Annotated in this window: 17 protein-coding genes; 10 read left to right on the top strand and 7 right to left on the bottom strand. The window is 66.3% G+C overall.

The window, feature by feature from the left end; translation table 11 throughout:
- Nucleotides 1-5: 5 nt before the first annotated feature.
- From AB4Z46_RS16730 to AB4Z46_RS16710, 5 genes are read right to left on the bottom strand one after another with little or no spacing between them, the layout of a single operon-like run.
- Nucleotides 6-1,031, bottom strand: coding sequence for an alcohol dehydrogenase catalytic domain-containing protein (locus AB4Z46_RS16730; protein ID WP_442284637.1), 1,026 nt, complete (start codon nucleotides 1,029-1,031; stop codon nucleotides 6-8).
- Complete coding sequence (locus AB4Z46_RS16725) at nucleotides 1,021-2,697, bottom strand: bifunctional 3-(3-hydroxy-phenyl)propionate/3-hydroxycinnamic acid hydroxylase (RefSeq protein ID WP_442284636.1); 1,677 nt, start codon at nucleotides 2,695-2,697, stop codon at nucleotides 1,021-1,023. Before AB4Z46_RS16725 ends, AB4Z46_RS16730 begins: the two co-directional genes overlap by 11 nt.
- The gene (locus AB4Z46_RS16720; RefSeq protein ID WP_442284635.1) at nucleotides 2,694-3,650 is read right to left on the bottom strand and encodes a fumarylacetoacetate hydrolase family protein; all 957 of its coding nucleotides are present in this window, start codon (nucleotides 3,648-3,650) and stop codon (nucleotides 2,694-2,696) included. Before AB4Z46_RS16720 ends, AB4Z46_RS16725 begins: the two co-directional genes overlap by 4 nt.
- Nucleotides 3,651-3,668: 18 nt before the next feature.
- A complete protein-coding gene (locus AB4Z46_RS16715; RefSeq protein ID WP_442284634.1) occupies nucleotides 3,669-4,811 on the bottom strand; it encodes a VOC family protein in 1,143 nt (380 codons plus the stop codon).
- A 14-nt stretch (nucleotides 4,812-4,825) separates the two neighbouring features.
- Nucleotides 4,826-5,974 carry an OmpP1/FadL family transporter gene (locus tag AB4Z46_RS16710; RefSeq protein WP_442284633.1) on the bottom strand — a complete coding sequence of 383 codons (1,149 nt, stop codon included), beginning with the start codon at nucleotides 5,972-5,974 and terminating at the stop codon, nucleotides 4,826-4,828.
- 144 nt (nucleotides 5,975-6,118) lie between these two features.
- On the opposite strand from AB4Z46_RS16710, the gene AB4Z46_RS16705 reads away from it, so the two are divergent.
- Together AB4Z46_RS16705 and AB4Z46_RS16700 are read left to right on the top strand one after the other, a co-directional pair.
- A complete protein-coding gene (locus tag AB4Z46_RS16705) occupies nucleotides 6,119-6,844 on the top strand; it encodes a TetR/AcrR family transcriptional regulator (protein WP_442284632.1) in 726 nt (241 codons plus the stop codon).
- A 70-nt stretch (nucleotides 6,845-6,914) separates the two neighbouring features.
- Nucleotides 6,915-9,827 carry an AAA family ATPase gene (locus AB4Z46_RS16700; protein ID WP_442284631.1) on the top strand — a complete coding sequence of 971 codons (2,913 nt, stop codon included), beginning with the start codon at nucleotides 6,915-6,917 and terminating at the stop codon, nucleotides 9,825-9,827.
- Between the two features lie 22 nt (nucleotides 9,828-9,849).
- Here AB4Z46_RS16700 and AB4Z46_RS16695 read toward each other — a convergent pair whose 3' ends face one another.
- Nucleotides 9,850-10,890 (bottom strand): AI-2E family transporter, encoded by a 1,041-nt coding sequence (locus tag AB4Z46_RS16695; protein ID WP_442284630.1) that lies wholly within the window; start codon nucleotides 10,888-10,890, stop codon nucleotides 9,850-9,852.
- A 206-nt stretch (nucleotides 10,891-11,096) separates the two neighbouring features.
- On the opposite strand from AB4Z46_RS16695, the gene AB4Z46_RS16690 reads away from it, so the two are divergent.
- The 4 genes from AB4Z46_RS16690 to AB4Z46_RS16675 all read left to right on the top strand — a co-directional run bounded on the left by AB4Z46_RS16690 (nucleotide 11,097) and on the right by AB4Z46_RS16675 (nucleotide 17,203).
- A complete protein-coding gene (locus AB4Z46_RS16690; protein WP_442284629.1) occupies nucleotides 11,097-11,312 on the top strand; it encodes a hypothetical protein in 216 nt (71 codons plus the stop codon).
- Nucleotides 11,313-11,428: 116 nt separating this feature from the next.
- The gene (locus AB4Z46_RS16685) at nucleotides 11,429-12,949 is read left to right on the top strand and encodes an efflux transporter outer membrane subunit (protein WP_442284628.1); all 1,521 of its coding nucleotides are present in this window, start codon (nucleotides 11,429-11,431) and stop codon (nucleotides 12,947-12,949) included.
- Between the two features lie 28 nt (nucleotides 12,950-12,977).
- The gene (locus AB4Z46_RS16680; protein ID WP_442284627.1) at nucleotides 12,978-14,111 is read left to right on the top strand and encodes an efflux RND transporter periplasmic adaptor subunit; all 1,134 of its coding nucleotides are present in this window, start codon (nucleotides 12,978-12,980) and stop codon (nucleotides 14,109-14,111) included.
- On the top strand, nucleotides 14,108-17,203 hold the full coding sequence (locus tag AB4Z46_RS16675) for an efflux RND transporter permease subunit (RefSeq protein ID WP_442284626.1): 3,096 nt from the start codon (nucleotides 14,108-14,110) through the stop codon (nucleotides 17,201-17,203). The genes AB4Z46_RS16680 and AB4Z46_RS16675 overlap by 4 nt, the downstream gene beginning before the upstream one ends.
- Before the next feature lie 410 nt (nucleotides 17,204-17,613).
- Here AB4Z46_RS16675 and AB4Z46_RS16670 read toward each other — a convergent pair whose 3' ends face one another.
- Entirely contained in the window at nucleotides 17,614-17,871 is a 258-nt protein-coding gene (locus tag AB4Z46_RS16670) for a hypothetical protein (RefSeq protein WP_442284625.1), read from the bottom strand.
- Between the two features lie 392 nt (nucleotides 17,872-18,263).
- Between AB4Z46_RS16670 and AB4Z46_RS16665 the strand changes: the two genes are divergently transcribed.
- From AB4Z46_RS16665 to AB4Z46_RS16650, 4 genes are all read left to right on the top strand, one after another.
- Nucleotides 18,264-19,706, top strand: coding sequence for a patatin-like phospholipase family protein (locus AB4Z46_RS16665; protein ID WP_442284624.1), 1,443 nt, complete (start codon nucleotides 18,264-18,266; stop codon nucleotides 19,704-19,706).
- Between the two features lie 13 nt (nucleotides 19,707-19,719).
- Entirely contained in the window at nucleotides 19,720-20,460 is a 741-nt protein-coding gene (locus tag AB4Z46_RS16660) for an MgtC/SapB family protein (protein WP_442284623.1), read from the top strand.
- 630 nt (nucleotides 20,461-21,090) lie between these two features.
- Nucleotides 21,091-22,206, top strand: a complete 1,116-nt coding sequence (locus AB4Z46_RS16655) for a S1C family serine protease (protein ID WP_442284622.1) — start codon at nucleotides 21,091-21,093, stop codon at nucleotides 22,204-22,206.
- Between the two features lie 657 nt (nucleotides 22,207-22,863).
- On the top strand, nucleotides 22,864-24,048 hold the full coding sequence (locus tag AB4Z46_RS16650) for an FAD-dependent monooxygenase (protein WP_442284621.1): 1,185 nt from the start codon (nucleotides 22,864-22,866) through the stop codon (nucleotides 24,046-24,048).
- The last annotated feature ends 25 nt before the right edge of the window (nucleotides 24,049-24,073 follow it).

The following is a 24,073-nucleotide window of genomic DNA, read 5'->3' as shown; positions in this document are numbered from 1 at the left end:
TGTCGTCACGGCAGCAGAACCGCTCGGCCGGGCTGGCCGGCCGACACATGGTCGAATGCGGCGATGGCGTTGTCGAAGGGTACGGCGATGCCGATCGGCAGCGCGAGCCTTCCGGATTCAACGCCCTCGGCGAGCGCCTCGAGGGCACCGCGGTCGGTCTTGAAAATGGTCCATACGTAGCTGGCCTTCGGTGCGCGCGAAGCGACGATGGAGCGGACGTGGCGGTAGTCCCGGCGGCTGGCCCATGCCCCGCGTATCCATCCCAGCCGGTCGAAGTTCGCAAGCAGAGGGTGCACCGTGGTCGCCTGCCCCATCGCCGACGTGCCAAGGCAGGACGCGAGACGAGCATCGTCGTCCCAGTTCGCAAAGTTCAGCACCACGTCGAAATCCGACCGCAGTGACTCGATGCAGCCAGGGCCGCGCTCCACAGCCACCTGGGCACCGAGGTCCAGGCTGGCTTGCCGTTGGCCGCTGCCGCAGATCGCGGTGATCTCGCTGCCCCAGGGACGAAGCACCTGCATGGCCAATCGCCCCAGGCCACCGCTAGCGCCGTGGATCAGCACGCGGGCCCCCTTCGCGCTCGAAGGCGTGATTCCCGCCGAGCGCAGCGCGAGCCACATGGTGGTGAACGAATAGGGCAGCACCGCGAGCGCGGTCGGATCCGCGTCGTGCGGTGCGGCCAGCAAGAGGTCCTGCGGCACGACGACATGCGACGCATGCGCGGATCCCGCCCGGCCGGTACCGAGCAGACCGAACACGCGTTGCCCACGCGTGAAGCGGGTCACACCAGCGCCTATGGCTTCGACAACGCCCGCGACGTCGTTGCCGAGCGCGAGTGGAAAGCGCGCCGCGCCCTTGAGCCCTAGCAGCCGCCGCCCGTACCCGGCCGCGCGCTTTGCGTCGATCGGGTTCACCGTAGTGGCCTGTGCTCGCACCAGCACGTGGCCTGTGCCGGGATGGGGCAACTCGACGCTGCGCACTGTCAGGCGCGGCGGCGTGCCGGCCTCGGTGCAAACCAGTTCACGCCGCATGCTGGACCTCCTGGATGGGGTAGCCGGCTGTCGGCCGTGTCGCCGCAGGGGACGACGCCGGCGGCGCTACGAGCTCGAGCGCTCGCCGCAGCAACGTCTCGGCCGCCGATGCCGGCCCTTCCGCCAGAACGCAACGGTCGGGCCTGACGATCGCGACCCAGCCGATTGGAGCCCGGTGTGGCAGCAGGGCCTCGTCCAGCGCCTCCAGCCGCTGCGAGGGCGGTGCGAGATGCTGCGCTTGCGATCGCTGGCACCACTGCCACACCCGTCCGCCCGCCGCTTGCCAGCACTGCAGCAGTTCAGCCGGCAGCCTGCCCGACAGGTCCACGCCAAAGCCGATCAGCGCCCATTGCAGTCCCAGCGCGTCGTCGCTGAGGACCGGTCCGCCGCCGGTGGCTGGCCGAACCCAGCCTTGCGGCAGCATGGACCCTGCACGTAGACGCTCGCTGCCGCGCAGGCGCCAGAACAAGCCCTGGTCGAAGGTATTCTGCGGCTTGACCTTCATGTCCTCGAACAGCGCCCGGCCAGCCGGCAGCAGTCGCAGGAGGCTCATGAGCCCGTGCACGGCGAACGCGACGCTGCGGTGTTGCGGCATCACGATCGCGCCCAGCATGCGCGCCAGACGAATGATCTTCCTTGCATGGGGTCGTCGTTCGGTGTCGTAGCTGTCCAGCACGCGCTCGTTTGCCAGTCCCTGCACGACCCAGGCAAGCTTCCAGGCCAGATTGGCCGCGTCTCGCAGTCCGGCGACCAAGCCCTGGCCGGCGAAAGGCGGCGTGATGTGCGCAGCATCGCCGGCGAGGAAGCAGCGACCCTTGGAGAAGCGCTTCGCCTCGCGCGCATGGAAGCGGTAGACCGCCGTGCGTTCGATCCGGATGCGCTGGCTGTCGCACCATGGCGCGAGCAGCTGCCGCACCGATTCCGGCCGCTCCATCTCTTCCGGCCGCTCTCCGGGGCGAAGCATGAACTCCCAGCGTTGCCGTCCACCGGGAGCCACCATGCGCGGCGTCGGGCGCCGCGGGTCGCAGGTGAACTCGACATGATCGATCGGATCCGGCACGTCGAGCGCATCGACGATAAGCCAGTCTTGATGGAAGCTCTGGCCTTCGAAGTCCAGCCCCAAAGTGCGCCGCACCAGTGAACTTGCGCCGTCGGTGCCGACGAGGTAGCGCGCACGGACATAGGTCTCATTGCCGTCCGCGTCCTCCAGGCGGGCTTTGATAGACCGGCCGTCGTCCACGAAGGCCGCGAGTTCGCAGCCGAGCCGCACCTCGATGCCTGGGTATTGCGCAAGCTTCTCGCGCAGCAAGCGCTCGAGCTCCGGCTGGTAAAACGTGACGAGCGCGGGGTGACCGTCGACGATGCCGGCGCTGTTGATGCGGGCAAAGCGGCCGAACAGCGGCGAGTGGTACTGCACGTGCGGGATGGCGACAGTTTCGAACTCGCCGTCGCGCACTCCAGCCAGTTGAAGTATGCGCAGCGCCTCGTTGTCGAGCGCGATCGCGCGCGGCTTCTCGAAGATGGCGGTCGCCTTGTCGATGGCCAGCACGCGCACGCCGTAGCGGCCGAGCAGATTGGCCAGCGCCGCGCCGACCGGGCCGAGCCCGACCAGGAGAATGTCGGTGTCGAGCGGCGGCACGGTGATTTTGGAGGAGTGCGTGTTCATGGCGCGGTGATGGAGGTCGTCTGTTCGCCCAGGTCGATGGCGCCGTCGTCGGTGCGGATCGACGCGTTCATGTGGTCGCCCGGGCGCAGGTAGGCAGGGTTGGCCCGGCCCTTGCGGATAAACATCTGCCACTTGCCGGCGTCGCTGAGCAGATGCCTGGCAACGAACATGGCGGCCTTGCCGGGGGCGCGCGCCGCGCAGCCCGCCGGCGTGCCTGTGGCGATCAGGTCGCCGGGAAGCAGGTCCTGCAGCGCCGCAAGCTCGGTGACCGTGGCCGCGGGTCCGTGGATCATCTCGGCGCAATAGGCGTCCTGCCGCGTCTGGCCGTTGACAGCGAGGCGCATGTGAAGCTCGGGCCAGCGCGCCCATTCCTGCGGCGTCAGCAGCACCAGTCCCGGTCCGACCGGGCCGAAGCCTCGATAGCTTTTGCCTTTGTAGAACTGGCCCTGCGGCAATTGAACGTCACGTGCCGAAAGGTCATTGACGATCGTCACCCCTGCCAACCACCGGGGCAGGTCGTCAGGGCCGACTTGTGTGCCGGCCGGCACTGGATGGCGCAACACCAGGCCAAGCTCGATCTCATAGTCAAGCAACTGCACATGCGCGGGGCGGACCACTGGCACGTCGGCCGCCACGATGCTGGAAGGCGCCTTGGTGAAGATCGTGTTGAAGGGGAAGTCTTCGACGCGCAGCCCCGATTCGGCGATATGGCTGCGATAGTTGACGCCCTGGCAGATGAACTGCTGGTGACGAGTCACCGGCGGCAGAAGCTGGACGTGCTCGAGCGGCACCACCGCTTGTGCAGCCTCAATGGCCCAAAGCAACTCCCAGTGGCCGGCGAGCAGCTCGCCGGTGCTGGGCGCATCGACTTGCAAGGGGGCGATGAGGCGCCCGAACTGAACACCCCAGCGGGGCTTGCCGGCTTCGGCGTAACGAATGATTGTGCGTGACATGGGTTGGATCGGGGAGGGTTAGAGCCAAGGGCGCGCGGGCGCGTCGAGCGCCGCGCTCATGAGCTTCAGTCGCTGTGGGGTAATAGCCTTGCGACGCACGAGCTTCAACACGTGAAAAAGGGTTTGGAGGTTCTTTCTCGGCTTCATCGAGGCGGGCGCGTCGGCGCCCCAGGCCCAGATTCCGCCGAATTCGAGCGGCGAGTAGGCGGTCTCGAACGCCGAGGTGAAGACGTCGCCGTCCGTGTAATGCTCGTACTCGAAGCCGTCGGGGTCGGACCAGTAGTCGAAAAGCTGGCTGCCGAGAAGGTGGCGGCCGATGCCCCACATGTGCCGATGCCCCTGGGCGCTGAGCACCTGCTGGCCCTGTCCGAGCGCATCCAGGTCCAGAACCTCGTAGGCACTGTGTTCGACCTTCTCCTCGATGCCGCCAACGATCACCAGCGTGTGGTGGTCGGCCGGCTGATTGCCCAGATCGAGACGGCAGAACGCAAGACAGGGGCTGCCGTCGGCGAGGTACTGCACATCGGTGGGAATCAGCCCCAGCACACTCAGGTACCACTCGGTCATGCGCGCGAAGTCAATGGTCTGCAGGACCACGTGCCCGAGCCGCACGACGCGCGCCGGCTCGATGGGCGTGCGCACGGTGCGATTCACGCGGGGCCTGTCTTGGGCCGTGTTCGTGCTCGGTGTGACAGCTTCGCGCAGCGGCCGCGGCTCGACACGCCGCTGGTCCTGCAGCAGCCAGACACTGCGGCCGCTCGGGTCGCACAGCTCCACGCCTCGGCCGCCGGCGGGCAGGCGGCAGACGGGCAGCCAGCGGGCGCCCATCAGCTCCACATAGCGGTGCAGATCGGTATCGGCCGACATGAGGAACGCAGGGCCGACGAACCGATCTCGGCGACCGGCTTCAGCGATCGCGATGCAGGGCGCGGACCCTGCACCTCGTGCCATGAGACGCTGCGGGGTGGAACTGACGATGTGAAAGCCGAAGTCGCGCCAGAAGCGTTCGGTCGGCGCCAGCCGGCGCTTTTCCCAGCGCAAGAAGGCCAACTCGATCGCGCGACCGAGAGCGGGCGGCCGGGGCAGTCGTTGGACATCGGCGGGCAGCCGGCTTTCCGGCGCCGACTCGGGCTGCCGAAGCACTGCGGTGAATGCTTTCACGGGTGGGTCTCCCTTCAGAACGTGTAGTGGTAGCCGAGGAGGAGCATCTGGACCTTGCTCGTCAGGGACGTGCCTGCACTGGGGCCGGTGCCGGTCAGCGTGGTGCGCGGATTCAGCTCGTAACCGAGGTTCAGTTCCGAGTGCTGGTCGACGCGCCAGCTCAGGCCTGCGGTATAGGCCTCCTCGTTGATCGAAGGCACGAGCACGTTCTGTACGGCGCGCGAAGCGTCGATCTGGCCGCGGTTGTGGCTGTAGCCAGCCCGCAAAGTCCAGATCTCGTCAAAGGCCCACGCTGCGCCAAGACGCACAACAGGCTGGTTGCGCCAGCCGAACCCGTTCGGGTCCTGCATCGCCTTGATGTCGCCCCACAGGATGCGCAGCCAATCGGCGGCCAGAGTGAGCCGTTCGATGGGCTGCCATGCAACGCCGATGCCGTACTGTCCAGGGACGTCGAGGCGACCATCGCTGTAGGCCAGCAGGTCGCGGTCGTAGCCGTCGAGCCGGCCCATGCGCGCGCGGGACTTTAGGTTCATGCCGAGCGACCAGTCCGAGGTGGGCTTCCATAGCAAGCCGCCTCGAACGCCAACGCCGGTCGCCGTCTGATTGCCGTGACCGGGAATCGGCAGCAAGCCGCCAGGCACGGAAGCGGGCACGATCACGCCATCTGCATCAAATTGCTGCCAGGCCAGCGTGAGGCCCAGGCCAAGTGCCAGTGCAGGCGTGGGCTTCCAGGCCATCGCGGGAATGAATTCGGCGACGCGAAGCGTTGTCTTTGCCGTTCCCGCACCGGGGACCGGTAGGGCGGACTGACCGTAGTCGGAACCCGCACCGGCGCCCGACATGCTGATCCCGAGGGTGAGCTCGGGGGTCGAATGCCAGATCAGGCCTCCATTGGGGGCCACCTGTTTCTGGCGGTTCTCGAGGTGGTTGCCCGGCAGGACATAGTTCGCCGAAGAGTGTCCGCTGAACACCTGCAGGTCAAGCGTCGTGGACGACGGCACGAACGCAATGCCGGCGGGATTGTTCGCCGCGGCCACGGCGTCGAGCGGCAGCGCGATCGAGGCGCCCCCCATGGACGCGTTCTTGGTCCCATTTCCACCCGGCAGCGCGCCATTGACTGCCGGCGCTGCGGTGTGAAAAGCAGCGACGACGAGTGCGAGCATCAGTTGGACGGGCCGTGAGGGTCCGGGCATCGTGAATTCCTTGAGCGGTTGGAGAGCGGTTCCGAGTGGTCTTCATAATAACAAGTTCGTCATCATGACAACATTGTCGTTTATACTTAGTCAACCACTGGGCACAATCCATCCATGCAAACGGAAGACCACCGCCATCGCGTCGCGGCCGAGCGACGCGAACGGATGCGCGCACGCCTGCTCGCAAGTGCGATGAGGCTCGTCGCGGAAAAGGGGCCGGCCGCGACGTCGATCGACGATGTGATCTCGGCTGCGGAGGTGTCGCGGGGCACGTTCTACAAGTACTTTCCGTCGCCTGACGCCTTGGTCCGGGAACTGGCCATAGAGATCGCCAATGAGCTGATCCGGATGGCCGAGCCTGTCGTGCGCAGCTACGACGATCCGGCTGAACGGGTGTCGAGTGGCATTCGACTTGTGGCGAGACTCGCCATCGACCATCCGCTCGCGGCCGCATTTCTGATCCGCCTCGGATGGCCGGACGCGCGAGGCCCGAACATACTGCTCGACTTCGTGAAGAGAGACCTCACCGAAGGAATCCGGCAGGGTCGTTTCACGCACATGCCGATCGCATTGGCGCTCAACATCGTGACGGGCGCTGTGCTCGGCGCGACGCATCGCATGCTCGAGCCGGGTTGCGAGAGTGACTTCGCGGAACAGAGCACCGCCGCCGCATTGCGTGGGCTGGGCCTGGACGCAAAGAGCGCCGATCGCATCGCCCACAGCCCGCTGAAACCGGTTGAGGTTCTGACCGTAGGTTTGCTCAACGAGACCTCGGAAAACACGGCGCCGACCGTGGCGGAGACAACCCGGCACGGGATCGGGCGTCGAAAGGTCGGTTGAGACCTCGTTGACATGACTTGAATCGCTGGCCCACTGATAATTCGTGACTGTCCTCTCGCAAGACGCAGGCATGGCGCACTCGCAGTCAAACCCGGATCCCGTGCGGATCAGCTTCGGGGAGTTCGATCTCGACGAGGTGAACGCCTGCCTGCTGCGCAACGGAACGGCCGTCGCCCTCCCGCCCACGCCGTTCAATCTGTTGTGCGCGCTGGCCCGGAAGCCGGGCGCGCTTCTGACGAAGGACGCACTGCTCGATGCGGTGTGGGGTCACCAGTTCGTCAGCGAATCGGTGCTCAAGACTGCGATCAGCGACCTGCGCACCGTGCTGGGCGACAGTCCGCGTGCGCCGCGCTTTATCGAGACCGTTTCGCGGCGCGGCTATCGCTTCATCGCGGTGCCAGCGGCCGCGTCCCCGACACCGCCCCGCGCCACAACAACGGTGGCGCCGGGCCTGCGGTCTTCGCCATCGCCATCGCCATCGCCATCATTCATCGGCCGCGCAGACGCGATCGCCCGGCTGCAGCAGGGGTGGGACCAAGCCTGCAGCGGTCAGCGCGCGGTGGTCTGGGTCGCCGGTGAACCGGGTATCGGGAAGACCACGCTGATCGAACACTTCGTCGCCGGCATCGGCGGCATCGCCTGTGCGCGCGGGCAGTGCGTGGAGCACTTCGGCACAGGCGAGCCCTACCTGCCGGTGTTGGAAGCGTTGGCCGAGTTGTGCCGCGGCGACCGCACGCTGCCGGCGCTGCTGCGCACCGTGGCGCCGACCTGGCTGCTGCAGCTGCCTTGGCTGAGCACGGCCGAGGAACGCGATTCGCTGCGCCGCGAACTCGCCGGCGTGGGCCCGGACCGCATGCTGCGCGAGATGGCCGAGCTGCTCGACCGGTTCACTGAGCAACGTCCGCTGCTGCTGGTGACGGAAGACTTGCACTGGAGCGACAGGGCGACGCTGCAGCTGATCGACTACGTCGCGCGGCGCCGCGGGCGGGCTCGCCTGATGTGGCTATCGAGCTTCCGCCTGACCGAGGTGATCGCGCTGGACCATCCGTTCAACCCTCTGCGACACGAGCTGCGCCAGCACCGGTTGTGCCAAGAAGTGGTGCTCGACCCGTTTTCGGAGACCGAAGTCGCCGACTGCATAGCGCAACGCTCGACCTCGCTGGCGCAGGACGAGGCCTTCGTGCGCGCGCTGCACGAGCGCACGGACGGCGTGCCGCTGTTCGTCTCGTCGGTCATCACCGAGGTAATGGATCGCACGTCGGACGACAGAGCGGCGGAAGCTCGGCTTGCCGCGATGGCGGTGCCGGAGAACTTGGCGGCCATCATCGACCATCACATTGCCAGGCTGGACAACGAGCCGCGCGCCTTGCTCACGGCGGCGGCCGCCTGCGGGGTCGAGTTTCGCGTCGATACGGTGGCGCTGGCTCTTGAGCGCGATGTCACGTCGGTGGCCGAAGCCTGCGAGGCTCTCGTGCGCGAGCAGGTGTGGCTCGCCGCGCCGCGCGCCCCCGAGGGCGATGCGGCCGAGCCCCCCTACGCATTCCGGCACGCGCTGTTCCGCCAGATTCTGTACGAGCGCACGGCGCCCGCAGCGCGCACGCAGCTGCATCGCAAGGTGGGCGCGGCCCTCGAACGGGAGCGTTCGACCGGCGTGCCGGTTGCCGCAGCGGAGTTGGCGATGCACTTCGACCGCGGGCGCCAGTCGATGACCTCACTGCGCTACTTCGCTGAAGCTGCCGAGTCCGCGTTGCTGCACTTCAGTCCCGCGTCGTGCCTGACCCATACCGAACGCGCCTCGGCGCTGCTGCAGCAGCTACCGCAGGGGGATGAGCGCAACGCGCTCGAGATAACGATCGCCACGTTGCACGGCGCGGCGGCCTTTCAATCGCTGGGCGTCGGCAGCGAAGCCAGGAACGCCTTCGAGCGTGCTTACACGCTGCTGCCGGCCATGCCCGGGCACGCGATGCGCGGGCGCCTGCTATACGGCTTCGGCTACGTGCTGAGCCTGCGCGGGGAGTATGCGCAGGCGGTGGCGGTGGCGCAGCGCACCGAGGCGCTCGCATCGGGGTCGAATGATTCGGCGCTGAAGCTAGTGGCGTGCATCGTGCACGGCCAGGTGAACTATTTGCAGGGCCGGCCCCGAGCGGCGCGCACATGGTTGGAGCTCGGGCTCGCCGCAGCCGAGGCGCTGAAAACAGCGTCGACGGAGATCTACGTCGCCGATACGCAAGTAACGCTGCACGGGTTGCTGGCCATCGATTTCGTGCAGCGCGGTCTGGTCAAGCAAGCTCTCGCGCATGCGCAGCGATCGCGCGAGCGCGCAGGCGAGCTCCGCCATCCGATGACGCGCCTCGACGCCACTTGGCGGCAAGCACTGGTCGAAGTGCGGCTGGGCAACCCCGAAGGCGTCGCGACCTTGGCGGAAGAAATGCAGGCGCTGGTCGATGAGTTCTCCCTGGCGCAGGGCCGAACGGCATGCGGCTGGTTCCGGGGTTGGGCCCAGGCCATGCGTGGTGCGCCGCTCGAAGGCCATCGACAAATTCGCGAGGCCTTCGAAGAGAACTCGCGGCTCGGCATGCGCTCCGGCGCAAGCGAGGTGTTGGGCTATGCGGCGCAAGCCCTGCTCCTGGCCGGCGAATGGGATGCTGCACAAATCGAGCTCGAGGAAGCGCTGCAGGTTGCGGACGAACTGGCCGAGCGCGTATACCTGCCGCAGCTTTGGCTGCTTGAGGCGGCCATCGCCCGTGCGCAGGGCCGGGTCGATGCCGGTGCCGCGTCCGTCCGACGCGCGATCGAGGAGGCGCGAGCACAGGAAGCGCCCTTGCTCGAACTGCTCGCGCTCGTCGACCTGTGCGAGCACCACGAGCCTTCCATCCCGGAGCGGCGTACGCTCGCCGCACTCATCGACCAGATGCCTGAAGCCCACGGCACCGTGCCGGTGCGGCGCGCACAGTCCATCCTGCAGGCCGTGAAGTCGGCCTGACAACGCGCTCGCCGCCAGCGCGTCAGCGCCTTGGCTCGCGCATCCGCTGCTCCCACAGCTCCCAAGCTAGCGTCAGTACAACCGGGCCGATCACCAGCCCGGCCAGGCCCAGCACACCGAAGCCGCCGATGCAGCCAATCAACACCCAGACGAACGGCAACTGCATCCCGCCGCGAGCCACCATTGGCCGCACCAGCTTGTCGCCTGTGATCAGCACTGCGCAACCCAGCAGCAGCGACATCAGCGCCGTCGTGTGCCCTCCCGTCAGCGCGAGTTGCAGCGCCATCGCAGCCACTGCCCCGTAGCCCAGGAACGGCACGGCGGCCAGCGAACCCGTGATCGCGGCCCAGACGAGCGCGCGCGGGGCACCGGCGATTGCGTACGCCAGCGCTGTCGCGAGGCCGTCAAACAAGGCCACGATCAGCATGCTGTTCACCGAGGCGCGCACCGCGCGGGTGGTGATCTCCACGTACCGTTCGGCGCGATCGCCGATAGCCTCACGCAATCCTCGAGTCAGCTCGCGCTTCAGCGAGGCGCCTTCCTGGAAAAGGAATGCCAGCAGCAGGATCGCAAACCCGACGATCAGCGCATGCCGGGCGCTGAACTGTCCCAGCGCCTGCGCCCAGCCGAGAAGTGCGGAGGGATCGGTGCGTTGGGTCAGCTGCAGCAGCGCCCCCGGGTTGACGAATTGGCTTTGCCGGTGCGCGGCCAGCCAAGGTCCGATGAGGGGGGCGTTCGCCAGCCATTCAGGCACGTCGAGCCCGTGGCTATCGGCGGCCGAAAGGCCCAGTAGCAATGTGTGCGCCTCGCTCAGCAGCGCCCAGCAAGCGAAGAGCATGGGTGCCAGCACGAACACCGTGATTGCGCCTGTGAACATCGCGGCGCCTGCGCTCTTTCCGATGCGGCTCGGCAAGCGACCCCTGTATACGGCATAGAGCGGCCAGCTCGCGATCGCAGTCACGCAGGCCGCCAGAAGGGCCTCGATGAAGTCGTGCACGATCCAGAGGGACAGGACGACGATGGCGGCGGCAAGGAGCCGCCCTGGTGTGAGCTTGAGGTTCATGTGCTGCGGGCTGCTGGGTCGGACGGTATTCGTTGTGTTGAGCACTGATGCTAGATACGTCATCCGCCGGCGTCGTCAGCGACAAGTCGGGATTCCGTCGCATCTGCACGCGAGCGCGGTCTCGACTGTTCGTCGACCTTTCGCTGACGACTCGACGCGAGGATGGGCCTACGCTGACCCCCACCTTCTCCCATCCACAGACTGCCATGGTCCTGAACCCAGAATCCAAGTTCCCGAACCGCCGGGCGTACGTGTTGAAGCTGCGCAGCGACGCCACCCCCGAGGCGTTCGCGGGCCGCCTCGAAAACCTTGTCACCGGGCGCCAGCTCGAATTTGCGAGCGCCCGCGAGTTGCTGCTTTCTCTGGCCCGCGAACTCGAGGCCGGGGCCACCGAAGGCCCGGCCTACGAGCCGCCCGCATGAGCGCGCCAGACATTCGGCGACCGCGCGCATGGCGACCAAATGCCGACGCAACGCTGACGACTTCGACCAGCTCGCGCCCTACGCTACCCCCCTCGAATCCAGACGAGTCCACTCCGATGTCACCTCCATCCACACTCTCGCCATCTCCGCAAGCCAGGCAGAAGCGATCCCAACGGGTCGATCGGCCGGCCGGTCTCTTCGTCGTTTCGGCGTTAGCCACGTCAATCGCCCTGGTGTTCACCGGCTGTTCGACGCCGGCCCCGCATCCGGCGGTCGACGTGCCGGCCCGTTTTGCCGCGAGCACGCCTTCCGACATCGAGCCCGAGGCTGCGTGGTGGGAAACGTTTCACGACCCCGTACTGGCCGACCTGGTGCGGCGCGCCGAGCGAGAGAACCGTGACGTCAAGATCGCCGCCGAGCGGTTGCGAGCGGCGCGTTCCGGCGTGACGGTCAGCCAGTCCTTCCTGATGCCCAGCGTCAGCGCCGTCGGCTCGGGGAGCGATCGCAGCAGCGGCTACGGCGACGCCGTGAAGAAGTTGCAGCCGGACATCAAGAGCGGCAGCGCTGGCCTCGACGTCTCGTGGGAGATTGACCTGAGCGGTCGCTTGCGTGCGGGCGCGGCCGCGGCCGCGGCGGACGCGCTGGCGGTGGAAGACGGTCTGCGCGGCGTGCGTCTGCTGGTGATGACCGACGTCGCCAGGAACTACTTCACGCTGATCGGCGCGACACGTCAGCTTGACACCCTGCGTGCCATCTCCGCGGCCCGGGACGAGACTCTGCGCCTTGTGGGGGCGCGCCAGCGTGCCGGCCTCGCTACTTCGTTCGACGTGGAACGCTCGCAGACCGAGGCCGAAACAGCGCGCGCCCAGATCCCGCCGCTGGAGACGGTCGCGGCGGTCTCGCGGCATCGCATCGCGGTCCTGATCGGCGAGCAGGCCTTCAACGCCGCGCAGGTCGAGCCTTGGCGCGGCGACGCGGTCGTGCCCCAGGCGCAGCCGGGACAACCTGCCGCGCTGCTGCAACGGCGGCCCGACGTGCTTGCCCTGATGGCGCAGCTGGATGCGGCCAACGCCCGCCGCCAGCAGGCCGCAGCCGAATGGTTTCCGCGGCTGTTTCTCGACGCGTCGTTCGGCCGCCAGAACGTGCAGCTGAACGGTATGGGTCTGGGCGCCGCACGCTACACCAACGTGGCGGCCCTGCTCGCGATGCCGATCTTCAACGCGGGGCGGACGCGTGCGATCAACGAAATCGCCGAGAGCGGCCAGCGCGAAGCGCTGTTGCGCGCCGAGGATGGCATGGTGCGCGCGCTGGAGGACGTGGAAAACGCCCTGGTCGCGCTCTCCTCGGAACGGCAGCGCTCGCAGTCGCTGCAGAGCGCCGCCGCGTCCGCGGAAGCGGCCCTGGGCCGCGCCCAGTCGCTCTACGACCGCGGCCAGATCGACCTGCTGCCGCTGCTGGACGCGCAGCGCTCGCGCCTGGCAGCAAGTCTCAGCGCCAACGAGAGCAATACCCAACTGCTGCTCGATAGCGTGCAACTTTACAAGGCACTGGGCGGGGGCTGGCAGGTGTTCGAGCCCGCCGGGCATCCGGCAGCGCAAACCACTCCCGCCGGCGCCACCCTGGTGTCGCATTCCTGAAACCCGTCGCTTTCCACGAGGTATCGTCTTGAAGAATTCTCTTTCCGTGGCCGGCGCTTTGGCCGTCGCCACTTTGCTTTCCGCTTGCGGCCCTGACAAGCCGCAAACCGCGGCGCCCCGGCCGGTGCGCACTGCCGATGTCCGCTATGACGCGGCCCGCGAAGCCAATCGCTACGCTGGTACCGTGCAGTCGCGCTACGAAGTCGACCAGGCCTTCCGCGTGGGCGGCAAAGTCGCTCAGCGCAAGGTCGACGTTGGTCAGATCGTGCACGAAGGCGACATCCTCGCGGTGCTGGACGACAGTGACTACAGACTGGCGGAGGAGGCCGCGCGGCAGCAATGGTCGGCTACCGTCTCGCAGGCTCGCCAGGCGGAATCGGATCGCAAGCGGCTGGGTTCGCTGAAAGCCGACGGCTCGGTCAGCGCGGCCGACGACGAGCGCTCCCACAGCGGAGCGGAAACGGCGCAGGCTGCCGAAGGGGCGCAGGCGCGTCAGCTCGAACTCGCCCGCAACCGCCTGAAGTACACCGTGCTGCGCGCCTCGCGCAGCGGCGTGGTCACGGCGGTGCGCATCGAGGTGGGCCAGGTGGTCGCGGAAGGACTGCCGGTGGTCGCGATCGCCGACCCCGGCGCACCGGAAATCGTCATCGATGTGCCCGAGGACCAGGTCACGGCTTTCAAGTCGGCGCACTTCAAGGCGTCGCTGGCGAGCGCGCCCGCCGAGTTCTTCGAGGTCGCGCTGCGCGAGGTTTCGCCGCAGGCGGCCGCGCAGACACGCACTTACCGCGCCCGGCTGAAGCCGGTCGACGCGCGGACCCTGCCACTGGGTGCGACCGCCACGCTGGTGACCGACCGGGTGGTTTCGGACGTGCAGTCTGCCGCGATTCCCGCCACAGCGCTCACCCAGGCGAACGGCCATCCGGCGGTCTGGGTGGTCAAGCGCGCCGGCAAGGAGCCGGTGGGCAGCGTGGACCTGATGCCTGTGGCAGTGCTCGGCTACCGCAACGATCTCGCGCTGGTCTCCGGCCTGCCGGCCGGGGGGCTCGTCATCACCGCGGGGGTGCAGAAGATGGCGCCCGGATTGAAGGTCGCGCTAGCCGATGCGACGCTCGCTGAAGCCAAGATCAAGCCGGTCGACACGACACAGCAGGCCGCCCAATGAACAACTTCAACCTCACCGAATGGGCGCTCGGGCATCGCGCCGTGGTTCTCTTCCTGATCATCGTGGTCTCGATCGCGGGCGTCTTCAGCTTCTCGAAGCTCGGCCAGCTCGAGGACCCCAAGTTCTCGGTGCCGTCGATGACGGCGACGGTGATCTGGCCCGGCGCGAGTGCTCAGCAGATCCAGGATGAGCTCCTGAACCGCATTGAGAAGAAGTTCGAGCAGCTCGACCACTTCGAGAAGGTCGTCACCTTTGCGCGCCAGGGCTACGGCGGCATGACGATCACCGTGAAGGGCGGCACCTCGCACAAGGACCAGCAGGAAGCTTGGTACCAAGCGCGCAAGAAGTTCTCCGACCTCAAGCTCGAGCTGCCCGACGGCGTCGTCGGCCCGATCTTCAACGACGAGTTCGGCGATGTCTACTCCCTGCTCTATGCCGTCAAGGGCGACGGCATCGGACACGCGGAGCTTTCCGACATCACCGAGGACGTCAAGCGCCGCCTGCTCAAGGCGCCCTACGTGAAAAAGGTCGACCTCCTGGGCAAGCAGGACCAGAAGGTGTACGTGGAATTCTCCAACCAGCGCCTGGCCGCGCTCGGCATCTCGCCGCTCGCGATCGCCGAGAGCCTGAAGAGCCAGAACGCCATGTTGCCCGGCGGCTCCATCGACACGAAGGACGATCGCGTGTTCGTGCGCGTGAGCGGCCAGTTCACGAATCTGGACGACATCCGCAACGTGCCGGTCTCCGCGGGGGGCCGGACGATCAAGCTCGGCGACATCGCGTCCGTGACGCGCGGCTTTCAGGATCCACCGACCTACACCATCCGCCATAACGGCCAGGACGTGCTGATGGTCGGCATCGTGATGGCCGACGACGGCAATGTCGTCGAGCTCGGCAAGACCGTGGAAGAGGCGGTCGCGAAGGTGCAATCGGAACTGCCGCACGGCGTGGAGCTGGAACGCGTCGCCGACCAGCCCACCACCGTGAAGGATTCCGTGTGGGAATTCGAGCGCTCGCTGATGGAAGCGCTCGTGATCGTGATGGCGGTGAGCCTGCTGAGCCTGGGTTTCCGCACCGGCCTCATCGTCGCCATCTCGGTGCCGCTGGTGCTCGGCGTGGTCGCCATGGTGATGCTCGCGATGGGCTGGAACCTGGAGCGCATATCGCTCGGCTCGCTCATCATCGCGCTCGGTCTGCTGGTGGACGACGCGATCATCGCGATCGAGATGATGGTGGTGAAGATGGAAGGAGGGTGGGACCGCGCGAAGGCGGCCGCCTTCTCCTATTCCGCTACCGCCATGCCCCGCCTGTCGGGCGCCCTCATCACCGTGGCGGGCTTCATGCCGATCGGCTTCGCCCACTCCACCACCGCCGAATACGCGGGCGGCATCTTCTGGATCGTGGGCATTGCCGTCGTGTTCTCCTGGCTCTGCTCGGGCATGATCGTGCCTTACCTCGCGGTGAAGATGCTGCCGAAGGACTTGGGCAAGCACCACCACGGCGACCCCTACGACACGCCCTTCTATCGCAAGCTGCGCGGCTGGATCGACTTCGCGCTGGAAAAGCGTTGGCTGATCATCGCCGTGACGGGGGGTGCCCTGGTGCTCGCGCTGGCCGGCATGAAGTTCGTCCCGCAACAGTTCTTTCCGAACAGCGAGCGCCCCGAACTGATCGTCGACCTGCGCTTGAAAGAAGGCTCGTCGTTCCAGGCGGCGACCGAACAGGTCAAGCGCATGGAAGCGGTGCTGAAGAAGGACGAGGAAGTGCGCTTTTTCACCGCCTACACAGGCGCAGGCGCGCCGCGCTTCTACCTCGCGCTGTCGCCCGAGCTGCCCAATCCCGGCTACGCCCAGTTCATCGTGATGACGAAGGACATGGAAGCGCGCGAACGTGTGCGTTTGCGGCTGATGGCCACAGTCGACAAGGACTTCCCGCAGGCCTGGGTGCGCGTGACCCGCCTCGAGATGGGTCCCTCGGTGGGCTATCCGGTGCAATTCCGCGTGGTCGGCCCCGACACGCAGAAGGTGCGCGAGATCGCCCGCCAAGTGGAACAGGTCGTGTCCTCGAGCCCGAAGGTGCGTGACGTGCAGTTCGACTGGAACGACCCGGTCCGCACGCTCAAGGCGGACCTCGACCAGGACAAGGCCCGTGCGCTGGGCCTTACCCCCGCCGATGTGAATCTCGTCACCCAGAGCGTCATGAACGGCGCGACCCTGTCGCAGCTGCGCGAGCACGAGAATCTGGTGGACATCGTCGCGCGTGCCGTGCCGAAGGAGCGCCTGGACCTGGACGCGCTGAAGGACGTGAACATCTACACGCGCGCCGGCACCGTCGTGCCGCTCGCCGAAGTGGCGAAGGTGAAGTACGAGCTCGAAGAGCCCGTGCTGTGGCGGCGCAACCGCGACATGGCCATTACCGTGCGTGCCGACGTCAAGGACGGCGAGCAGGCCGTGTCCGTCACCAAGGAAATCGAGCCGCTGCTCAAGGACATCGAGGCGAAGCTGCCCGCCGGCTACCGCGTCGACACGGGCGGCGCCGTGGAAGAAAGCGAAAAGGCAAACAAGGCCCTTGCCGCCGTGGCCCCGGTGATGGTGCTCACCATCCTGCTGATCCTCATGCTCCAGCTGCAGGACTTCTCAAAGATGGCGATGGTGTTCCTCACCGCTCCGCTCGGCCTGATCGGCGTGGTCGCAGCCCTGCTGGTGTTCCGCGCCCCGCTCGGCTTCGTGGCGATCCTGGGCATTATCGCGCTCGGCGGCATGATCATGCGCAATTCGGTGATCCTGATCGACCAGGTGCGCATCGAGATGGAAGAGGGCCGCGACGCCTGGAATGCCATCGTCGATGCCGCCCTGCACCGGACGCGTCCCGTGGTGCTGACCGCCGCCGCCACCGTGCTCGCGATGCTTCCCCTCACGCGCAGCGTGTTCTGGGGCCCGATGGCCCTCGCGATCATGGGCGGCCTGACCGTCGCCACGGTGCTGACCATCTTCTTCGTGCCCGCCCTGTACGCCGCGTGGTTCAAGGTCGGCCGCCAGGCGGCCGCGAGCACCGAGCCGGCTCAGGGGCATGTGGTGCCGGCAGCGAACTGATGTGCAAAGGAGGAACGAGTCCGTGAATGGTGCAGCGATTCCGCTTGCCGACAGCCAGGCGATCTCGAGAGAGGTCGCCAGGGTGGTTGGGCACCCGGTCGTCGCGGGCGTCGATCATTGGGTCGAGTCGGTGGCCTCGCGCGGGTAGTGGATTCGCTGGCCGGCAGCACAGCCACGATCGCGATCGCGTGGATCACCCAGAAGACGCACAGCCGGCGCGAGCTGATCCAGATGGAGATCGGCAAGCACGAGACCCTCTATGGCGAGTTCATCGCGGAGTGCGGCAAGCATCCTCATGGATGCGCTGACGCATACGAGGGATGCCGACCCTCTGAAGGCTTTCGGCGAGGCATGCCGCAGGGAACTGAAGGCAATCCGCGCCGGACTCTAGGTGAGATGGTGCGGCGCCGCTACGCGGGATCGCGATCCTGCTCGACTTGCCTCTGCACGCTTGGGTAGTGCAGCTCGCGGCCGATCATCGCCCGGGCGTACAGGTAGTTGTTGCGCGCTCGCTCGCTCATGCCATCCATGTCGACGAGCCCGTGTGGGTCGCAGGCGAATGCGAACGCCCGGCCTCTTTGGAACAGGGACCGGAACACCAGGACGAAGGAAGCCGACCCGGTTTGCGCGGCTACTGCGCCGAACGCGGAAAGGTGTTGCTGATGCATGGTGAAACCCCCGGTCGTGAAGCCCGCGTCGTCGTCAGGGCGTGTACTCGAAAGCCGGCATGGCCCTAAGGGCCTCGCGCGTGGCGCCACGTAGCACCGGGTGTTCACCTGAGGCGTTGAACACACCTACCGGGATCGCGACGTCGTGTCTGCGCACGCCCAGGAAACCGGCGGCGCCCACGCTGGCGTAGGTGACGGATGCGTTCGGAGCGATGCCGAAAGGGTAGGCGGTGGCTCCTCCGAAGTCGTGGACGAATCGTCTGGGTTCAGTCCGGATTTGGTGTGCGCATGTCTGACCGAAAAGGCACGGAAACGCGACGGTATCGAGACGACTTCGCGCGGCCGGCGGCCTATCTTCTGGCCTGCGGAAACAAGCCGCACAAGGAAGCTCGATGAATCAGTTTTTCTCACATGAATCGCGCCGGCTCGCGCGCGGTGCGTCGGTCTGCGCCCTGGGCGTGCTGCTGGCCGCATGTTCCACGGCGCGTCCCTGGATCAATGAGCCGATCGCATCGGATGCGGCCCACGAGCCGCTGGTGAGGCGAGTGGTCACCACGGATCCGCAGACCACAGGACACCCGGTGATCGCGGCGGTCACTTTTTCCGGTGGCGGCGCGCGCGCGGCCGCGTTCGGGTTGGGCGTGCTGCAGGAACTTAAGGCCACACGCTTCGAGTCGCAACGCGGCGAGACCACGCTGCTGGACGAAGTGGGGCTGGTCAGCGCCGTGTCCGGCGGCAGCATCCTCGCGGCCTACTACGCGGCTTTCGGCGATGAGGTCTTCACGCGCTTCGAACACGACTTCCTGCTGGTGAATTTCCAGTCAGGGCTGATCCGCCAGGCGCTGTCTCCGGCCTCGACGTACCGTCTCACTTCGCCCTGGTGGGGCCGCACCGAAGTTCTCGGCGACCGGCTCGACACTGTGTTCCGCGGCACGACGTTCGGCGACCTGAGCCAGCGCCGTCCCTGGCCGCGTCTTCTGGTCACTGCCACTGATCTCACCACCGGAGTGCCCTTCGAGTTCACACCAGAGCAGTTCGCGCTGATTTGTTCCGACCTGGAATCGGTGCCCCTGTCGTTTGCCGTGGCCGCGTCCTCGGCAGTGCCCATCCTGCTGAGCCCAGTGACGGTGCGCAACTATGCCGGATCCTGCACGCAGTCACAGGGGCCGGAGACCGGCATGTCGCACGAACGGAACCTCTCCGCCCGCGTCCTGCACCGGATCGCTGAGAGCTACCGGAACGCAAAGGAGCGTCCGTACATCCACCTTGTCGACGGCGGAGTAGCGGACAACCTAGGAGTGCGCGGCTTGATGGATCACACCGTCGCCAGCGGCTCACTTCTGGACACGTTCCGAGACATGCCGCCGGCTTCGGTGCACACGATCGTTCTTGTGACGGTGAACTCCGAGCGTGGCGTTGCCACGGGCATCGAAATTTCCGATCGCGTGCCCAACTCAGGCCAAGTGATACAGACGCTGGTCTTCGGGGCCGGCTCCCGGTTCAGCGAGGAAACCACGGAGATGGTGAAGGACGCCGTACAGCGCCTCGAAGGCGAACTGCGCGAAGCAAGGGGTCGCGCAGGTAGCCCGTTTGCTACTGACGCGGAGATCTACTTGATCAACGTGAGCTTGCGCGACCTCAAGAACTCACGCATGCGACAACTGCTGATGAACGTTCCCACGGCATTCGAAATACTCCCCACGCACGCGCATGCCCTGGAGGCAGCCGGCCGGCAGGTGCTGCGCGAAAATCCGGAATTCCAGCGCCTGCGGCACAGCTTGGACTCGCAGCCAATGGCCGCGGGCACCGCGCCCCCGGGGGCGGAGACGCCATGAGAAAGGTCGGGCCATGTCTTCGCTGAACAATCTGCAGGTGTACTGGTCTGGCAGCTTCATCGCGGCCAATGCTCTGATTGGCGTCAACCTGCTGGGCGCGCTTCTGTTGGGGATGCTCATGGGATACGAGCGCTCATACAACGGCCGTGCGTCCGGGATGCGTACCTATGGTCTCGTGTGCATGGCGTCTACGGCGCTGACTGTATTCGTGGGCTATGCACCGCTCTGGTATGGCGGCGCGGCGGCACAAGTGGCGCCGGATGCGACCCGCGTCGTGCAGGGCATCGTCACTGGCGTCGGTTTTGTCTGCGCCGGGGTCATAGTCAAAGACGGGCTCAACGTCAGCGGGCTCACCACGGCAGCATCCATCTGGGCGGCGTCCGCCGTTGGCGTGCTGCTGGGGGTTGGCTTGTATGCGGCGGCCTTGGTCATGGCCGTGCTGTGCTTGCTCTCGATGTCGCTGGTCCACCAAGTGGAGCGCAAGCTGCCGGGACGAGCCGTCTTTGACGTGTCCCTCAGCTTCTGCCGCGATACCATGCCGGAGTTGGAGCAACTGGCCCAAGTGGCGCAGATGCATGGCTATCGCCTGCTGCACCACAGCCTCAGCATCAGCTACGCGGACACAGTTCCGGTGTGGCGCTTCTGGGTGATCGCCCTAGACCGATCGCGCTCCACTTCTCCCGCACGCCTGGCGCACGAGCTCTCTCGATCGGACGAGGTGCTTCGGTTCAGCATCGTTCCGTTGAAGAACTGAATCCCGCATCGACCTGGACGGAAGCGATTGCGGACAGGTGAGCAGCTTGCTGGCGTGGGTGGAGCGCACCTTGGAACCGGTCGGTGGCTTGGCCATGGCGCAAGCGTCAGGCGCACCCGCAAGGGCGCCCGTGGTCGACAACATCGACGCGCCAAGAACGGCTATTGGACAGAGCAAGTTAATAGGTGACTAGTCGAAGGTCCGCAGCCGAACTGAGTCCTTGGCCGTCGCCGTGCGAAAGGCGGGTCCCGCCGCACACCTGCTGTACATCGGTCCTTGGCGAAGGGCAGGGCAGGGCAGGGTCTACTACGGCTGTTGGCGACCCTTTTGGCTCTTGTCCGACGTGCCGCAGTGAGATTCGGCGTTGCCTGCGCAGGCACCTCAATCGGCAAGCCGTATTGAGGAGGGATGGATTCTCTCGGAGCAGCGCCGTGCTACTCTCTCTACACTTGCCACAGCGAAAGGCGTTTGTTGAGGACCGAAGCGGCCCACTGACGGCATCTGAGGCTGCCGTTAGAACCTCAGCCACCCGCGCGATCGCCTCCATCTGACGTACGCTGTGACGCGAGTTGCGTCTGCGCGGTTTGGATTCAAAATCTCCGAAGTGCTCTTGCCCATGAGCCCGCTTGAATGAAAGCCAACTCGATCACTCTGCATCGACTGTGGATGCTGCTCGCCCAAGCCGTGACCGTGGGTGCCGGCCTGCTGATCGCCTGGCATGCGTTCGGTCCTGCCGCGTCGCCGCCCGCCCGCAACGACGTCGTCACGATTCATGAGGCAGGCGGCAGTTCATCGCTGGCGAACACGATACTTGGGCGACGCGACACGGGCTATCGCTCGGCGGCGCGCAAGGCCTCGGCCTCGGTGGTCAACATCTATACGCGCAGCGCGTCAAGTCGCCGCAGCCGGCGCGGGCAGGATTCGCTGAGCCTGGGCTCCGGCGTGATCGTCGCGGCACAGGGCTATATCCTGACCAACAACCACGTGGTCGACGGTGCGACTGAAATCGCCGTCATGCTGCCGAACGGCAAGGTGGCTGACGCGCAGCTGCTCGGCCGCGACCCCGACACCGATCTCGCGGTGCTGAAGGTCGATGCGACGGACCTCCCGCCGATCACGTTCGCGGAGCCGGGTTCGGTGCAGGTGGGTGACATCGTGCTTGCCGTGGGTGACCCCTTCGGGGTCGGGCAGACCGTGACTCAGGGCATCGTGAGTGCAACCGGCCGTAACCGCCTTGGCATCAATACGTTCGAGAACTTCATCCAGACCGACGCAGCAATCAACCCCGGAAACTCGGGCGGCGCATTGGTGGACATCGACGGCAACCTGGTCGGAATCAATGCGGCCATTTACTCGGAAAGCGGAGGATCCCAGGGCATCGGCTTCGCGATCCCGGTGAGCCTGGCGCGCGAGGTGATGGACCAGATCATCGCGCATGGGCGCGTCGAGCGAGGCTGGATCGGCGTGGTCGCGCGCGATGCCAAACGCAGCGCCCCCGATGCATCCGGCGCGGTGGTAGAGAAGATCCAGCGCGGTGGGCCGGGCGAGAAAGCCGGCTTGCGCGTGGGTGATACCGTCACTTCGATGAATGGCAAAAGCATCGCCGATGCCACGGCCCTCATCAATGAGACGGCGATGCTGGCACCCGGCAGTCGTGTCGAGTTCAAGTTGACTCGCCACGGCGTGGCCATGGCCGTGGCAGTTGAACTGGGCCGGCGTCCAATGCCGGCAGAGAGGCGCCGGTGATCGGCATCACCGCCGACGCTCCTGGTGCCGTCCATCCTTTGGCGCAGCCATTGCCCTTCTGGCCGGAGCCGAGCTCGCGTATGCGCTCACGGAAGAAGGTCTTGTCATGCTCTTGGACCTTCCGATCGTCATAGCGTTCTTGCTGGGCTTGTCGTGCACCTTGTTGGCGTATCTCAGCCTTCGCAGTCAACCGCAGGGGCCCTCGCAAAATGGCACCTGACCCCTGCGTCAAGGGGACGTCTTGCGCGAGGGCGAAAGCTTGCCTCACGTCGAACGTCGAGCGGCAGCCTCCGGGTCCACCAAACGACCAAAGCCGGTTCCGCTTGGAGGGCCTACTCGACATCTGGCGCTGACAACGGAGCAAGGCGCTGTGAATGTCCGCAGAGCGCCAGCCTGCAGTCGTTCGTGCTTGCCTACCTGGAGGACTGCTTACGCTGCCTAGGAGCCGGACGGCGAGCGCTCGTGGACGGCAGTGCAGGACCCAAGACGATCAACGGCGGGAGATCAGAGTGGCCCCTCGCGATCTTCCCTGCCTACGACCTGCCTCAGCCGCGCTGACCCGGCATAGTGAGAAGCAGATCCTTGTGTCGACTGCCGTTGCCCTCTTCCCGCCATGCTCGCACAATGCCCTGCTGAATCATTTTCGATTGGGTTGAAATGGCATCTCAACCGAGCGTGCTGATCATCGGAGGCGGCATTGGCGGCTTGTTTGCCGCCAATGCGCTGATCAGGCAGGGGCTGCGCGTTTCGGTTTATGAACAGGCGTTCGCACTCGGCGAGATCGGCGCTGGTGTGTTTGTGACACCGAATGCGGTGCGTCACTTGGAGCGTGTGGGCCTCGGGTCCGACGTCGAGAAATGGGGTGCGCGAGTCGGTCTCGGGTCCTACTACTTTCGCCATGACGGTACGCCGATCGCCCCGGTGCAGGTGTCGGATACCTCCGGCTGGAATGCGACATATGGCATGCACCGCGCCGACTTTGTCGATTTCCTCGCTGCCAACCTGCCCGCCGGGATCGTCCATACCGGCCATCGTGCGATCGGCTTCGAGCAGACCGACAACGTAGCCCGCGTCGAGTTTGCCAACGGCGCAACCGCCGAGGCCGACGTTGTGGTTGCCGCCGACGGCATACATTCCGAACTGCGTTCCTACGTCTTTCCGGCCTCGAAGCCCGTCTTCCACGGCACCGTTTCATATCGAGGTCTGGTCTTGCGCGAGCGCCTGCCGAACTGGCCGATGGATCGCTGGCAAATGTGGGCCGGTCCATCCAGGCATTTCCTTGTCTTCCCTGTTCGTCACGGAACGATGGTCAACTACGTCGGTTTCGTGCCGGCCGATGAGGAGATGAAGGAATCATGGTCCGCGCCCGGTGATCCAGCGGTGCTGCGCAGCGAGTTCGAAGGTTGGGACCCGCGCATCGCCGATGTGCTGCAGCAAGTCGACAAGACATTTCGCTGGGCACTCTACGACCGTGAGCCGCTACCGACCTGGACCAAGGGCCGGTTGACGCTGCTCGGGGACGCGGCACATCCGATGTTGCCGCATCTGGGTCAGGGGGCCAACCAGTCCATCGAGGACGGCATGGCGCTCGCGGCGATTCTGGGCCAGGTGGACACATTGAGAGTACCGGCGTCGCTGCTTGCCTACGAGCGATTGCGTCGCGAGCGCGTGGCAGAGATTCAGCTTGGTGCCCGGCAGAATGGATTGCGTCTCGACTCGGCCGACATAGATCTCCGTGCCCGTGACGCGGAACTCGCCGCGCACGCCGAATTCCGCAAGCGCCTCTATGCCTACGATGTGGTGCCGGATGCGCGAACCGCCGCGGCAGCGCTGCTGGAATAGATCTCTTTTGGCGCGAACTCGACAC

It is taken from the genome of Variovorax sp. M-6 (assembly GCF_052114385.1).
In the GTDB taxonomy this organism is placed as follows: domain Bacteria; phylum Pseudomonadota; class Gammaproteobacteria; order Burkholderiales; family Burkholderiaceae_C; genus Variovorax.
This window is presented reverse-complemented; position numbering and strand designations above follow the sequence as displayed.